Below are 15,727 nucleotides of genomic sequence, written 5' to 3' on the forward strand. Positions count from 1 at the left end.
AGCGGGGGCGGTTCAGCGGCCGAGCCGCCTGCGGACCATTCCGGTGAGGGCGCTCAGCTCCTCGACCCGCATCTTCCGGGCCAGCACCAGGAAGACCGCGAGCTGCGCGCCGCCCGCGACCAGCAGGGTCAGCACGTTGCCGATCCAGCCGTCCAGCACCTGCAGGGCGAGCAGTTCGACGGCCAGGCCGACGGCGGCGGCGGGCAGCGAGGCGATCGCCAGCCGGACGTAGGTCTTGGTGATCCGGGCGGTGTCCAGGTCACCGACCTTCGCCTTCAGCTTCGGCACCGCGACGAACACCCCGACCGCGTAGGCCAGGCCGTAGCCCAGCGCCATGCCGGTGACCGCCCACTGAGCGGGCAGCACCAGCCAGCACAGCACCGCGGTGGCGGCCTGGGTGAGCGCCACCCAGACGGTGTTGGAGAACGGCGTCCGGGTGTCCTCGTACGCGTAGAAGCCGCGCAGCAGCACGTACTGCACCGAGTACGGGATCAGGCCGAGGGCGAACGCGGAGAGCATGTAGCCGACCGCGGTGGTGCCGTGGGCGACCGCGCCGCCGTTGCCCAGGCCGTAGATCGAGGAGCCGATCACCGGGCCCAGCGACAGGAACAGGAACGCCGCCGGGACGATCGCCACCGCCGAGGTGCGCAGGCCGTACGAGAGGTCGTCACGGACGGCGCCGGAGTCCTGGTCGGCGGCGGCCCGGGAGAGCCGGGGGAGCACCACGCTCATCACCGAGACGGTGATGACGGCCATCGGCAGCTGCCAGATCAGCAGCGCGTTGGAGTAGGCGGCCAGGCCGACGCCGAGGTGGCCCTCCGCCTCGGCGGTCCGGCCCGAGGCGGTGGCCAGCTGGGTGACCACCAGGAAGCCCGCCTGGTTGGCCAGCACGAACAGGAAGGTCCACTTGGCCAGCCGGGCGGCCTTGCCCAGGCCGTGGCCGCGCCAGTCGAACCGGGGCCGGAACGAGAAGCCCGCCGCCCGCAGGTACGGGATCATCGCCAGCGCCTGCACCGCCAGGCCCAGCATGGTGCCGATGCCGAGCAGCCGGACGCCCTCGGGGGAGATCGACCGCGGGGTGACCTCGGTGTGCTGGAAGGTGCCGTACACCGCGATGTACATCACGAAGGTGAAGATCACCACGACGTTGTTCAGGACCGGCGTCCACATCATCGCGCCGAACCGGCCGCGCGCGTTGAGGATCTGGCCCATCACCACGTGCACGCCCATGAAGAAGATGGTCGGCAGGCAGTACCGGGCCAGCGCCACCGTGGTGTCGGCGCTCGCCGCGTCGCGCATCAGCGCGTGCGAGATCAGCTGCACCAGCACCGGCGCGGCCAGCACCGCCACGAACACCACGCCCGCCAGGCCGGTCACCACCAGGGTGAGCAGCCGGTTGGCGTAGGCGGTGCCGCCGTCCTCGTCGTTCTTCATGCTGCGCACCAGCTGCGGCACGAACACCGCGTTCAGCGCGCCGCCGCCGATCAGGATGTACAGCAGGGTGGGCAGGGTGTTGGCGGCGTTGTACGAGTCGCCCATCGAGGCGACGCCGATCGCGGCGGCGATCACCATGGTGCGCAGGAAGCCGGTGCCCCGGGAGACCAGGGTGCCGGCCGCCATCACGGCGCTGGAGTTCAGCAGCCCGGAGACCCGGCCCGCGCCGCCGTCGCCCGTGGTCGGGGCGGGCGCGGGCGGGGGCGGGGGCGCGGTGGTGGCGGCGGTCGGCGGTGCGGCGGCGGCGTTCGCCTCCAGCACGGCCGCGTCGGCCTGCATCACCGCCTCCTCCTCGGACAGCGGCGGGTCGAACTCGATCGGCGGCACGTACGGGTGCCGACCCGCCGTGCCGCCGTCCGGGCCGTCGTCCGCGCCCCTGGCCGGGTCCGGGCCGCCTTCCGTGCTGCCTTCCGGGGCGTCGTCCGGGTCCTCGGGCGGTTCGGCGCCGGCGGGGGTCTTCGAGAGCAGCGAGTCCACCCCGACGTACTCGCCCACCGGCTCGGGGGCGGGCTCGATCCGCCAGCGCGCACCGGACGGCTTCCCGCCCGCGCCCGCCCCGTCCGCGCCCGCCCCGCCCGGGGGCGCGGCCGGAGCTTCGGCCGGGGCGCCGTCGGCGGGTGCGGCCGGGGCGTCATCGGCGGGTGCCTCCGCGGGGGCCTCCGGGCCCGCCTCCGCTGCCAGCTCGGCGGCGATCGACGCCCAGCGCGGGGCCGGGGCGGTCAGCTGCCGGGTGGCCTCGGGGCCGCCGCCGCCCTGGCCGGGCACCGCGGCCGAGCCCTCCGGGGTGTCCGTCTCGTCGGGCCCGGCGCCCGGCAGGTCGATCGCGCCGTACGGGTCGGTGCTCCCGAAGGCCCCGGGTGCGTAGGGGTCGTGGGCGTAGGTGTTGGCGACGTACCAGTCGGCGGCCGGCTCCGCGGGGGCGGCGGCGCGGGAGCCGCCCGCCCGGTCCTGGGGTCGGCCTCCGCCCTGGTCCTTGGTTGCTCGCTCGCTCCGCTCGTTCATGCCACCAATCCACGTCAGAGAGGGGGGACGGCGCCCGGGGGGTGGGGCGGCCTAGTGATCCACCTTCTCATCACCGGCGACCCGATCGGTGTCACCGGCGGCGGACGAGGGGTCCGCGTCGGACGGCCGCCCGGCGTCCCGCGGCGCGCCCGCGGGGCCGTCGGCGGGGCCGTCCGCGGGACCCTCGGCCGGACGGTCCGGGTCCTCGTCGACCTCGCCGGCCGCCCGGCGCTTCTTGCGCTGGAGGTAGAACCGGACCCCGGCGAGGACCATCAGCACGGTGCCGCCGGCGATCACGTACGTCACGCCGCTGGCCACCGAGGTGACGTCGACGGTGAACTCGACCGCCTCGCCGTAGGGCCGGGCGTCCGGGCCGGTGGTCCACAGCTGCGCGGTCACCTGGACCGGGCCGTTGACCTGCGCCTCGGCCGGGAAGCGGAAGGTGCGGCTGGTGCCGGCGTCCATCACCACGGGCTGGATCGGGTAGTCGACCCGCAGTCGGTTCGGCTGCGCCGAGGTGATCTTCAGCTCCAGGTTGCCGACCGACTGGGTCAGCCCGTTGCGCACGCTGACCAGCAGCGTCGCGTTGTCGCCGGGCAGGGTCACCACGGTCTTCTTCGGGACCCGGACCGCGGACTTGAGGTTGTCCAGGTAGCTGCGGACCCCGTTCCGGAACTCGGTGCCGACCTTCGGCTGCTCACGCCACTCGGTGGACATCGCGCGCACCATCGCGGCGCTGAACGGACCGCGCACCCGCTCCGGCTCGGTGAGGATCATCATCAGCTGGTCCACGCCGTCCTGGAGCTGCATGGTGGCGGTCAGCTCGCCGGCGGTCAGCTCGCTGCCGGCCGCCTCGTCCGGGTACGACTGCGGGACGGACGCGTTCGCGGCCGGGTCGGGCTTCTGCTCGGCGACCTTCTGCAGGACCGTCGGCGCCACCCAGCCGCCGCCGACCGCGCCCAGCACCGCATCGTGCAGCGCCTGCGCGGCGTCGCCGGTCAGCGAGCGGGACGGCAGCACCAGCAGGCCGCGCGGGTGCTCCGGCTCCTGGAAGGCGATGGTCAAGGTCTCGGCGAGGAAGTGCTGCACGGCCGAGGCGCGGTCGCCGGCCGAGCCCAGGTCGGACTGGAAGAGCGAGGACAGCACGGAGTCGCCGACCACCGCGGTCTGCCCGTTGCCGATCGAGCGGGCCGCGTTCGGGGTGTAGTACAGCTTGTCGGAGTCCGGCAGCGACCTGCCGTCCACCAGCAGGACCCGGCCGCCGGCCGCCCCGGCCACCGCCGCGGTGCGCTGGTCCAGCAGGCCCTGGTACGGCCAGGCCACGTCGGAGGCGGCGTCCACCGACAGCCGGGCCTCGGCGGTGATCTGACCGGCCGTCACCGCCTTGCGCAGCGCGGTGTCCATCCCGGCCAGCCCGGCGCCGTTGTGCGCGATCGAGGCCAGGTCGGGGTCGGCGTACGGCAGCGACAGCACCTGGGTGTTCGGCTTGGCCAGCACCGTGCGCAGCTTCGCCAGCCAGGCCGCCGCCGCGTCCCGGCCGGTGCCCGGGACGGTGTTCTCCTCGCTCGCGGACTCGCCGGAGGTGCCCGGCCTCTGCACCCGGTACGGCTTGGTCATCGCGTACACGGTGTCCAGCAGGTCCGGGTCGATCGCCCAGGTCAGCCCGGTCAGCCCGGAGCCGAGGTCGACCAGCCGGTTCAGCCGTCCGTCGCCGGTCAGCTCGGCGGCCAGGGTGTCGTCGCGCAGCACTGGCGTCTGGTCGGCGTCCGCCATGGTCTGCGCGGCCAGCACCGGGGCGTGGGTGAGCGGCCAGACCACGGCCAGCTGCGAGGGCTGGGCGGACTCCTTGCCCTGGTAGGGCAGGAAGGTCCGGGCGATGCCCAGCGGGTGGGCCTTCTCGTCGCCGGTGCTGCCCCAGACGTCCACCGCCAGCTCGTACGTGCCGGTCTCCCCGACCTTCAGCGCGGAGACCGGCACCGACAGCGAGAAGTCCTCGCTCTTCCCGGGCTCCAGGTCCTGGAGCCCCTGGGCCGGGCTGTCCAGCGAGATGCCGTCCAGGGTGCTCGGGGTGGTCCGGGACGCCGCCATGGCGATCTCGCTGCGGGTCTTCATCGGCCGGGCCTGCGGCTGGCGCACCTTCACGGTCGGCGCCTTGAACTTCGACGTGCCGGAGTTGGTGAGCGTGCCGGTGACGACCACGGTCGAGTTCTCGGACGCGACCTGCTTCGACAGCGCGTCGATCCGCACCACCGCCGGGTACTCGGCCGCCGCGGCGGGCAGCAGGCCGGGGGCCGCCGCCGCCGGGGCGGCGCAGAGCGCTCCGACCAGTCCGCCCGCCAGCAGGGCGGCGGCGCCCCTGGCCAGCCGGCCCGTCCACCGTCCGCGACGCGCCGCCACTGCCGCGTTCCGCCCGGTCCGCTCGTCCACGCGCGTCCTCGCCGTTCCCGATCGTCTCGATCACTCCGCGCACCGCCGCGGCCGACCCGGCCGGGCGGTCCCCCACCGGGAGCGTCCACCGGCATGGTAACGACGCCGTCCGGGCCGCAGTGCTGCGGCCCGGGAGCTGCCGGACGGGCCGGGGGAGCGAAACGGGAGGGCGGCGGAGCAGGCCGGGCACGTACCCTTGTGAGCCGTGTCCACTGCCAATGCGTCCAGCGCCAATCATTCCAGCTCCGCCGACCGGGTCGCCCTGCCGGGGCTGACCGAGGCGCAGACCCTCGGCCTGCAGGAGTTGCTGCGGGTCTCCCCGGTCGCCGACGAGATCGCCCGCCGCTTCGAGGACGCCGGCCACCGGCTGTCGCTGGTCGGCGGGTCGGTCCGGGACGCCCTGCTCGGCCGGCTCGGCAACGACCTCGACTTCACCACCGACGCCCGCCCGCAGCAGATCCTCAAGCTGGTCAAGGGCTGGGCCGACGCGGTCTGGGACGTGGGCATCGCGTTCGGCACCGTCGGCGCCCGCAAGGACACCCCGGAGGGTTCGTTCCTGATCGAGATCACCACCTACCGCAGCGAGGCGTACGACCGCACCTCGCGCAAGCCCGAGGTCAGCTACGGCGACTCGATCGAGCAGGACCTGGTGCGCCGCGACTTCACCGTCAACGCGATGGCGGTCGACCTGCCCGGCCGGCGGTTCGTCGACCCGCACCGCGGCCTGGAGGACCTGGAGGCCCGGGTGCTGCGCACCCCCGCCACCCCCGAGGAGTCCTTCTCCGACGACCCGCTGCGGATGATGCGCGCCGCCCGGTTCGCCGCCCAGCTGGACTTCGACCCGGCGCCCGAGGTGGTCGCCGCGATGACCGCGATGGCCGAGCGGATCACCATTGTCTCCGCCGAGCGCGTCCAGGCCGAGCTGAACAAGCTGCTGCTGGCCGAGCACCCGGTCAAGGGCCTGCGCCTGCTGGTCGACACCGGCCTGGCCGACTTCGTGCTGCCCGAGCTGCCGGCGCTGCGCCTGGAGAGCGACGAGCACCACCGGCACAAGGACGTGTACGAACACTCGCTGACCGTGCTGGAGCAGGCCATCGCGCTGGAGACCGGGGGCCCCGACCTGGTGCTCCGGCTGGCCGCGCTGCTGCACGACATCGGCAAGCCGCGCACCCGCCGCTTCGAGTCCGACGGCCGGGTCTCCTTCCACCACCACGAGGTGGTCGGCGCCAAGATGACCCGCAAGCGGATGCGCGAGCTCAAGTACTCCAACGAGCTGGTCAACGAGGTGGCCAAGCTGGTCGAGCTGCACCTGCGCTTCCACGGCTACGGCGGCGGCGAGTGGACCGACTCCGCGGTCCGCCGCTACGTCACCGACGCCGGCCCGCTGCTGTCCCGGCTGCACAAGCTGACCCGCTCCGACTGCACCACCCGCAACAAGCGCAAGGCCGCCGCGCTGGCCCGCACCTACGACTCGCTGGAGGAGCGGATCGCCGCCCTCCAGGCCCAGGAGGAGCTGGACTCGATCCGGCCCGCGCTGGACGGCAACGAGATCATGGAACTGCTCGGCCTGCGCCCCGGCCCGGCGGTCGGCCGCGCCTACAAGCACCTGCTCGAACTGCGCCTGGAGCACGGCCCGATGGCGCACGAGGACGCGGTGGCCGCGCTGCGCGCCTGGTGGGCCGAGCAGCCGCAGGACTGAGCCCGATCGGTCAACCGCCCCTCCCCGGCGGGCGGTTGACCGTACAGGCACGGCGGCGTCCTGATCCCCCGGCTCCGGCGGCCGGCCCCCCGTCAGGGGCGGCGGGAGGAGCGGAAGTACAGCACCGCGCCGAGCGCGTACAGCGCCGCCAGGCCCAGCATCACCGTCGCCGAACGGCCGTTCAGCGGCAGGACCAGCGCGGTGACGGCGGCCGCGGCGACGAACGCCACGTTCACCAGGACGTCGTAGACGGCGAACACCCGGCCGCGGTACTCGTCCTCCACCGACTCCTGCACCAGGGTGTCGGCGCAGATCTTGGTGCTCTGGGTGGTCAGGCCGAGCAGCAGCGCCGCGGCCATCGCCGGGGCCTCCCGGAAGGGCAGGCCGAGCGCCGGGACGAGCACCGCGGAGCCGACCAGACAGGTCGTCACCCAGCCGTTCAGACCGAGCCTGCGGGTGCACCACGGGCTGACCACCGCGGCCAGGAACATGCCCGCCGCCGACATCGCGACCGCCCAGCCCAGGCTGGCCAGGCCGCCGGTCTCGTCCGAGGCGCTGTTGAAGGTGTACCGGGACAGCATCAGCACCACGACGGTCAGCACGCCGAAGCAGAACTTGGTCAGCGTCGCCGCGGCCAGCGCGCGCACCGCCGGACGGCAGTCCCGCACCAGGTGCCGCAGCCCGGCCAGCAGGTCGTACCAGGTGGCGGCCAGCGTCTCGCGCAGCGGGGGGAGCCCGTCCGACTGGTCGGGGCCCAGCCGGTCGACCGGGATGCGCTGCGCGGCCAGGGCGGCGGACAGGTACAGCAGCCCGGACAGCGTCACCGTCAGGGCGTCCGCGCGCGGGCCGGCCGGCACCACCAGGTGCACCAGGAAACCGGCGCCCGCGCCGGTGGCCGCCGCGACCGCGCCCAGGGTCGGCGACACCGCGTTGGCGGTGACCAGCCGCGCGGGGTCCACCACCCGGGGCAGCGAGGCCGAGAGGCCCGCCAGGATGAACCGGTTGATCGCCGTCACCACCAGCGCCGCCGAGATGAACGCCCACTTCGGCGCCCCGCCCAGCAGCAGGGCCGCCGTCGCCAGGCCGAGCACCGCGCGGATCAGGTTGCCCGTCAGCAGCACCTGCCGGCGCCGCCAGCGGTCCAGCAGCACCCCGGCGAACGGGCCCACCACCGAGAACGGCAGCAGCGTCGCCGCCGCGATCGCGGCGATGTCGGCGGGGGAGGACTGCTTCTCCGGCGAGAAGACCACCGAGGCGGCCAGCGCGGCCTGGAACGCCCCGTCCGAGAGCTGCGAGAGCAGCCGGACGGTCAGCAGTTGCCGGAAACCTCGGCCGCGCAGCAGCCCGAGCAGGGGGGCCTCCCGCGGGGGCCGTTCGGTGATCACCCGCCAAGGGTGCCACGAGGTCCGTCGGTTCCACGTGAAACATCCGTCGACAGTCCGGCGGCCGGACGCCCCCCTCGTGCTTCCGCACCACCGATGACCTGCGTGTCGCAGGCTCGTTGACCAGCCCGGGAGGGAAGAACCACCTCGGAACAACGGGAGGCTCCCCATGCGTGACGAGTTCGCCGCCCTTCTGCTCGGCCAGGTCGGCCGCCACGAGGGCCGAGACCCCGACGGCACCTGGAACAACCGACAGCGCTACAGCACCGAGACCCCCGGCCTGGAGTGGTCCGACGGCCAGCCCTGGTGCGCCACCTTCGAGGCCTGGGCCGCCCACCGGGCCGGCATGGACGGGCTCTGGCCGATGACCGCGTCCTGCCTCACCGCCGTCGCCTGGTGGCGCGACCACCACCGCTGGTCCGAGTACCCGGTCCTCGGCGGCCCCTTCTACCTCGGCCCCGGCGGCGGCAGCCACACCGGCGTCGTCGTCGCCTACGACGCCGACACCATCCGGACCGTGGAGGGCAACACCAACGACAGCGGCTCCACCGAGGGCGACGGCGTCTACCTCAAGTCCCGCCCGCGCCGCGGCCCCGGCTCGCCGTACGGCTACGGGGTCCCGGCCTTCCCGGAGGGGACCGTCTCCGCGGACCCGGCGCTCGGCGGCGTCCCGGCGGCCCGCATCTCGGCGCAGGCCACCACCCCGCCGTCCGGCCCGCCGCGCTGGTCCGGCCGGTACCTGAAGGTGCAGACGCCGATGCTGCACGGGGACGACGTCCTGACGTGGCAGCGTCGACTGGCCGACCGCGGCTGGTCGATCACCGCGGACGGCTGGTACGGGCCCGCCTCCGCCCAGGTCTGCCGGTCCTTCCAGCAGCGCCACGGGCTCGGCGTGGACGGCGTCGTCGGCCCGGCCACCTGGAACGCGGCCTGGTCCTGACCGACGCCGGAGGGCCGCCCCGCACGAAGCGGGACGGCCCTCCGGTCGGACCTGACGTCACGTCAGCCGATGCTCAGCGCTCGGCGCTCAGCGCTCGACCTCACCGCGGATGAACTTCTCGACGTTCTCCTTGGCCTCGTCGTCGAAGTACTGCACCGGCGGGGACTTCATGAAGTACGAGGACGCGGAGAGGATCGGGCCGCCGATGCCGCGGTCCTTGGCGATCTTCGCGGCGCGCACGGCGTCGATGATGACACCGGCCGAGTTCGGGGAGTCCCAGACCTCGAGCTTGTACTCGAGGTTCAGCGGGACGTCGCCGAACGCGCGGCCCTCGAGGCGGACGTACGCCCACTTGCGGTCGTCGAGCCACGCGACGTAGTCGGACGGGCCGATGTGGACGTTCTTGGCGCCCAGGTCACGGTCGCGGATCTGCGAGGTGACGGCCTGGGTCTTGGAGATCTTCTTGGACTCCAGGCGCTCGCGCTCGAGCATGTTCTTGAAGTCCATGTTGCCGCCGACGTTCAGCTGCATGGTGCGCTCGAGGACCACACCGCGGTCCTCGAAGAGCTTCGCCATCACGCGGTGCGTGATGGTGGCGCCGACCTGCGACTTGATGTCGTCGCCGACGATCGGGACACCGGCCTCGGTGAACTTGTCGGCCCACTCCTTGGTGCCGGCGATGAACACCGGGAGGGCGTTCACGAAGGCGACCTTGGCGTCGATGGCGCACTGGGCGTAGAACTTGGCGGCGTCCTCGGAGCCGACCGGCAGGTAGCAGACCAGGACGTCGACCTGGCGGTCCTTGAGGATCTGCACGACGTCGACCGGAGCCTCGTCGGACTCCTCGATGGTCTCGCGGTAGTACTTGCCCAGGCCGTCGAGGGTGTGGCCGCGCTGCACGGTGACGCCGGTCGGCGGCACGTCGCAGATCTTGATGGTGTTGTTCTCGCTGTTGCCGATGGCGTCGGCCAGGTCGAAGCCGACCTTCTTGGCGTCCACGTCGAACGCGGCGACGAAGTCGACGTCCTTGACGTGGTAGTCGCCGAACTGGACGTGCATCAGGCCGGGGACCTTACCGGCCGGGTCGGCGTCCTTGTAGTACTCGACACCCTGCACCAGCGAGGCGGCGCAGTTGCCCACGCCGACGATGGCTACGCGAACCGAACCCATTCCGGTTGCTCCCTGAATCTCATGAGGCCCGCCGTGCTGTGGCGGCGACCTCGTTCCACATCTGTTCTGACTGTCTGATCGGGCGCACGGGGCGCCCACGCCTCGCCGCGGGCGGCGGGGCCGGCGCGGTGGTGCAGCGCTCCGGTCAGGAGCGCCCCGGGCGGTCGTACGGTGGCCCGGGCGGGTCGGAGGACCCGTCGGCCGGACCACGGCCGTCCGAAGTGTGCGGGGACGCGGCACTGCGTCCGGTTCTGGTGGCCCGCTCGGTCTCGATCAGCTCGTTGAGCCACCGGACCTCGCGTTCCACGGACTCCAGGCCGTGGCGCTGGAGTTCGAGGGTGTAGTCGTCGAAACGCTCGCGGGTGCGGGAGACGGAGCTGCGCATCCGCTCCAGCCGCTCCTCCAGCCGGCTGCGGCGGCCTTCCAGCACGCGCATCCGGACCACCCGGTCGGTCTGGCCGAAGAACGCGAACCGGACACCGAAGTGCTCGTCCTCCCAGGCCTCCGGCCCGGTGTCGGCGAGCAGTTCCTCGAAGCGCTGCTTGCCCTCGGGGGAGAGCCGGTAGACGATCTTCGACCGCTTGCCGTTGAGCGCGGTGGCCGGGACGTACTCGACGTCCGGGTTGTCCTCCACCAGGAAGCCCTGGGCGACCAGGCTCTTCAGGCAGGGGTAGAGCGTTCCGTACGAGAAGGCCCGGAACGAGCCCAGCAGGACGTTGAGCCGCTTGCGCAGCTCGTACCCGTGCATGGGCGCGTCGTGGAGCAGGCCGAGGACGGCGAATTCGAGGACGCCGGAGCGTCGGCTCATGCCGCCTTCCTCCTTCCGTGAGGGTTCCTGCTCGCCGGATGCGGGCCCCGGTCCGGCAGTGTATGCCGAACCGATGTGTCGCGCCGATGTATCGGCTCGATATATCGGCAACAGTAACCCTGGGTCACGGAAGGAGCAAGAGGGGCACGCGTAACTGGGATCACAAGGCCGCTGGGCAACGGGCGTGTAATGAATCGCGGTCGGTTCGTCCGGGTTGGCTTCCAATGCCCGATTAGGTGGCTTTCGGAGCGCCGTACTCTTTCGCCTGTGCACCCTGACCGAGGAGCTGCGGAGAGATGAGCGAACACCGGCGCAGGTCGGCCAACCCCGGGGGCGAGCAACCGCCGCCGCGGCGGTCGGACTCCGAACGGCCGTACGCGTACGGCCACCCGGTCGAGGGCGCACCCGAGTACGGGCGGGGCGGCCCCGCGGGCGGTCCCGGACGGGCCGCGGCCCCGGGGCGGGCGGCCGGGCCGAACCGTTCCGGCGCCCCCGGGCGCCCCGGGCCCGGGCAGGTCCCCGGCCAGGGCGGTCGGCGCGCCGCGCGGGAGACCGCGGAGCAGCCCCGGCCGACCCGGGCGGAGATGCGCAAGCAGTCCCGCAAGGGCGGCGGCGGTGCCGGCAGCGCGGGCGGGCCGCCCGGTGGCCGCGGCGCCGGTCGGGGCGGTCGGCCGGGCAAGAAGCGGCTGATCGACTACCCGCGGTCCGGCAAGTCGGGCCTGCGGCGCTGGCTGCCGTCCTGGAAGCAGGTGCTGACCCTGTTCCTGGTCTTCTTCGGCGGCGGCGTGGCCGCGGTCGGCGCCGCGTACGCGCTGGTCCAGGTGCCGGACGAGAAGACCCCGCTGCAGATCCAGAGCAACATCTTCTACTGGGCCGACGGCACCGAGATGGCCCGCACCGGCAACGAGAACCAGCAGCTGGTCGAGCTCTCGCAGATCAGCCGCCCGGCCCAGGACGCGGTCATAGCGGCGGAGAACGACACCTTCCGCACCGACTCCGGCATCGACCCGAAGGGCATCGCCCGCGCCGTCTACAAGATGGCCACCGGCGGCGAGACCCAGGGCGGTTCGACCATCACCCAGCAGTACGTGAAGAACGTCTACCTGTCGCAGGACCAGACGCTCTCCCGCAAGGCCAAGGAATTCTTCATCACCCTGAAGGTCAACGGCGAGAAGAGCAAGGACCAGATCCTCACCGGCTACCTGAACACCAGCTGGTTCGGCCGCGGCGCGACCGGCATCCAGGCGGCCGCGCAGGCGTACTACGGCGTGGACGCCAGCAAGATCGACGTCTGCCAGGGCGCCATGCTGGCGGGCCTGCTGAAGGGCGCGGGCCTGTACGACCCGAGCCTGAGCGCGGCCAACCACGAGCGCATGGTGGAGCGCTGGAACTGGATCCTGGACCGGATGGTGACCACCAAGGCGCTGTCCGCGGACGACCGGGCCAAGTGCAAGGACTTCCCCGAGCCGATCGACGCGAAGACCGCCACCAAGACCACCGGCGAGGTCTCCTACCTGGTCGAGACCGCCAAGCAGTACGTCACCAACAAGGACCCGGACATCACCACGGCGGCCCTCGACCGCGGCGGCTACCAGATCCACACCACCTTCCAGAAGGACAAGGTCGACGCCCTGAAGAAGGCCGTGGACGACTTCGAGTCGGCCCGGCTGGACCCGGCCAACAAGGAGCTGGACCGCAACGTCCAGATCGGCGCGGCCTCGGTGGTGCCCGGTGACGGCGCGATCGTGGCCATCTACGGCGGCCCGGGCGTCGAGAACGGCCACTTCACCAACAACGCCGACGCGGCCGGCGTCCCGGTCGGCTCGACCTTCAAGCCGATCGTGCTGGCCACCGCGATGCAGGAGGGCGTCCTCACCAAGAACGGCCCGGACGGCAAGCCCGCCAAGATCAACCCGGACTCCCGCTACCTGGCCGACGACCTGGCGCAGATCTACCGCGCCGACGGCAGCAAGGCGATCGGCGACGACGGCCAGCCCTACCACCAGCGCAACAGCGACCCGGGCAAGAAGGGCTACGTGACGCTGCGGACGGCCATGCAGTGGTCGTACAACGTGCCGTTCGTCCAGCTCGGCCAGGACGTCGGCGGCGACAAGGTCCGGGCGATGGCGATCAAGTTCGGCCTGCACGACGACAAGACCCTGTCGCCGGCCAACACGCTGACCCTCCCGCTGGGCACCTCGACGCCGAGCGCGATCCGGATGGCCGCGGCCTACTCGGTCTTCCCGGCGCACGGCCAGCAGGCCGACCCGTACTCGGTGACCGGCGTGCAGTTCCGCGGCAAGGACCTGCCGAACTTCGACAAGCCGGTGCTGAAGACGGTGATCGAGCCGGCGGTCGCCGACAACATCACCGACGTGCTGCAGAACGTGGCGAAGAACGGCACCGGCAGCAAGACCGCGGAGCTGGGCTTCCCGGTGGCCGGCAAGACCGGCACCTCCGACAAGAGCAAGTCGGCCTGGTGGATCGGCTACACCCCGAGCCTGACCACCGCGGTCAGCATGTGGCGCGAGGACGTGGCCAAGCAGACCGGCCTGGAGTCGCTGGACGGCACCGGCGGCAAGAGCGAGATCCACGGTGGTGACTTCCCGACCGAGATCTTCACCCGCTACATGAAGATCATCGGCCCGGGCAACCCGCGGAGCTTCACCGCCCCGGCCCCCTGGGGCCAGGAGGTCGACTCCTCCGGCGCCCCGGCCACCGCCTCGGCCTCGGCCTCGCCCTCGACCTCCCCGTCGACGGAGACCAGCCCCACCGCCGAGGTGCCCACCGAGACCGCCGACCCGTCGCCGACCGAGAGCCAGCGCCCGACCGGCCGGCCGTCCGGCAAGCCCAGCTCCAGCGCGAGTTCCAGCCCGGACTGCCTGCTCGGCTTCTGCCCCAGCTCCTCGCCGAGCTCCGGAGCGGCCGGCGGCACCGGCACCGGCGGCAACGGCGGCAACGGCGGCAACGGAGCGGGCGGGACCGGCACCACCACCGGCACCACCAGCGGCCGCAACGGCGGCCCGGGCACCGGCACCGGCTGAGCCGCCCGCCGGAACCCCGGCACAAACACCGCAGAGGGGCACGGATCGCGAGGGCGATCCCGTGCCCCTCTTCGATTGCGCGGAACGGTGCGGCAGTATGTCGGCCATGACCTCCAGCCTTCGTGACGAGACCTCGCCGCCCGGCCCCGCGCAGGCCGACGGTCCGCTGCCCAACACCGTGGTGGTGCCCGCGGACGAGGACCCGGTCGCGGAGGCCGGCAGCGAGCTGTTCGGCGGCCCGCCCGGGCGGCGGGCGCTGCTGGGGGTGTCCTGGTGGACGCCGGCCAAGTTCCTCGCGCTGGCGGTGATCGCGGTCTACGTGCTGGGCCTGTTCCAGAAGGCCCCGTGCTACAACGACGGCTGGTTCCACGGCGCCACCACCCAGTACACGAAGGCCTGTTACAGCGACATCCCGCACCTGTTCTCCGGCCGCGGCTTCGCCGACGGGCTGCACCCGTACCTGGACCCGATCCCGCAGGGCTCGCCGGACATGCAGTACCTGGAGTACCCGGTGCTGACCGGCCTGTTCATGCAGGTCGCGGCCTGGCTGACCACCCACAGCGGCGACCTGATGAGCCGTGAGCAGTGGTTCTGGATGGTCAACGCCGGGATGCTGATGATCTGCGCCGTGGTCGCGGTGGTCGCCACCTCGCGCACCCAGCGCCGCCGCCCGTGGGACGCGCTGCTGTTCGCCCTGGCCCCGGCCCTGGCGCTGAACGCCACCATCAACTGGGACCTGCTGGCGGTGGCCCTGGCCGCGGTGGCGATGGCCTACTGGTCGGGCTCCCGGCCGGTCTGGGCGGGCGTCTTCATCGGCCTGGCGACCGCCGCCAAGCTCTACCCGGTGCTGCTGCTCGGCCCGCTGCTGGTGCTCTGCCTGCGGGCCGGCCGGTGGAAGGAGTTCGGCCAGGCGTTCGGCGGCGCGGCCGGGGCCTGGCTGGTGGTCAACCTGCCGATCATGCTGGCCAACTGGAAGGGCTGGCTGACCTTCTACAGCTTCAGCCAGACCCGCCGGGAGGACTACGGCTCGTTCTGGCTGATCCTGATGCAGGGCATCCGCAAGGGCCGGAACCTGGAGACCCTGAACACCTGGATCGCCGTCCTGCTGGTGCTGAGCTGCCTGGCGGTCGGCTGGCTGGCGATCAGCGCCCCGCGCCGCCCGCGCTTCGCCCAGCTGGCCTTCCTGGTGGTGGCGGCCTTCGTGCTGACCAACAAGGTGTACTCGCCGCAGTACGTGCTCTGGCTGATCCCGCTGGCGGTGCTGGCCCGGCCGCGCTGGCGCGACTTCCTGCTCTGGCAGGCCTGCGAGGTGCTGTACTTCCTCGGCGTCTGGTCGTTCCTGGCCTACAACGGCGACGGCAAGCACCACGGCATCGACCAGGAGTGGTACCACTTCGCCATCGCCCTGCACCTGGTCGGCACCCTGTACCTCTGCTACCTGGTGGTCCGCGACATCCTCCGCCCGGAGCACGACCCGGTCCGCTGGGACGGCAGCGACGACCCGTCGGGCGGCGTGCTGGACGGCGCCCCGGACCGGTTCGTGCTCGGCACCGCCCGCGGCCTGCGCGAGGAGGAGAGCTACGCCGCGTACGCGCCGCGCTCGGACTGGCTGAGCAAGGACCCGGAACCGGTCGTCGAGCTCGGCGCGGAGCCCCGGCCCGAGAGGTGACCCGGAAGGTGACCCGGGAGGCGGCCCGGTGAGTCCTCCGGGAGGCCGCCCGGCCCCGGAGCCCCGGAGCCCTGGAGCCCCGCCCGCCGTCA

The 15,727-nt window shown here is 72.8% G+C and carries 9 protein-coding genes; 4 read left to right on the top strand and 5 right to left on the bottom strand.

Annotated elements, in window-relative coordinates; translation table 11 throughout:
• Positions 1 to 12: 12 nt before the first annotated feature.
• Together murJ and ACIP60_RS12550 are read right to left on the bottom strand one after the other, a co-directional pair.
• Positions 13 to 2,496: a murein biosynthesis integral membrane protein MurJ gene (murJ, locus tag ACIP60_RS12545; protein ID WP_400682784.1), complete on the bottom strand. Its 2,484-nt coding sequence runs from the start codon at positions 2,494 to 2,496 to the stop codon at positions 13 to 15.
• 51 nt (positions 2,497 to 2,547) lie between these two features.
• Positions 2,548 to 4,923 (bottom strand): DUF6049 family protein, encoded by a 2,376-nt coding sequence (locus ACIP60_RS12550; protein WP_400682787.1) that lies wholly within the window; start codon positions 4,921 to 4,923, stop codon positions 2,548 to 2,550.
• Positions 4,924 to 5,185: 262 nt separating this feature from the next.
• Here ACIP60_RS12550 and ACIP60_RS12555 point away from each other — a divergent pair, with 262 nt between their 5' ends.
• Complete coding sequence (locus ACIP60_RS12555) at positions 5,186 to 6,622, top strand: CCA tRNA nucleotidyltransferase (protein ID WP_400684127.1); 1,437 nt, start codon at positions 5,186 to 5,188, stop codon at positions 6,620 to 6,622.
• 92 nt (positions 6,623 to 6,714) lie between these two features.
• Here the strand turns inward: ACIP60_RS12555 and ACIP60_RS12560 are convergent, their stop codons facing one another.
• Entirely contained in the window at positions 6,715 to 8,007 is a 1,293-nt protein-coding gene (locus ACIP60_RS12560; RefSeq protein ID WP_400682790.1) for an MFS transporter, read from the bottom strand.
• Between the two features lie 166 nt (positions 8,008 to 8,173).
• Between ACIP60_RS12560 and ACIP60_RS12565 the strand changes: the two genes are divergently transcribed.
• The gene (locus ACIP60_RS12565; protein ID WP_400682793.1) at positions 8,174 to 8,944 is read left to right on the top strand and encodes a peptidoglycan-binding protein; all 771 of its coding nucleotides are present in this window, start codon (positions 8,174 to 8,176) and stop codon (positions 8,942 to 8,944) included.
• 87 nt (positions 8,945 to 9,031) lie between these two features.
• On the opposite strand, the gene ACIP60_RS12570 is transcribed toward ACIP60_RS12565, so the two are convergent.
• On the bottom strand, positions 9,032 to 10,114 hold the full coding sequence (locus tag ACIP60_RS12570; RefSeq protein WP_100837238.1) for an inositol-3-phosphate synthase: 1,083 nt from the start codon (positions 10,112 to 10,114) through the stop codon (positions 9,032 to 9,034).
• 145 nt (positions 10,115 to 10,259) lie between these two features.
• Complete coding sequence (locus tag ACIP60_RS12575; protein ID WP_400682796.1) at positions 10,260 to 10,922, bottom strand: helix-turn-helix transcriptional regulator; 663 nt, start codon at positions 10,920 to 10,922, stop codon at positions 10,260 to 10,262.
• 296 nt (positions 10,923 to 11,218) lie between these two features.
• On the opposite strand from ACIP60_RS12575, the gene ACIP60_RS12580 reads away from it, so the two are divergent.
• Complete coding sequence (locus ACIP60_RS12580) at positions 11,219 to 13,966, top strand: transglycosylase domain-containing protein (RefSeq protein ID WP_400682799.1); 2,748 nt, start codon at positions 11,219 to 11,221, stop codon at positions 13,964 to 13,966.
• 106 nt (positions 13,967 to 14,072) lie between these two features.
• Entirely contained in the window at positions 14,073 to 15,635 is a 1,563-nt protein-coding gene (locus tag ACIP60_RS12585; RefSeq protein ID WP_400682801.1) for a glycosyltransferase family 87 protein, read from the top strand.
• Positions 15,636 to 15,727 lie beyond the last annotated feature (92 nt).

The organism is Kitasatospora sp. NPDC088783, from assembly GCF_044750705.1.
GTDB classification, from domain to species: Bacteria; Actinomycetota; Actinomycetes; order Streptomycetales; family Streptomycetaceae; genus Kitasatospora; species Kitasatospora fiedleri.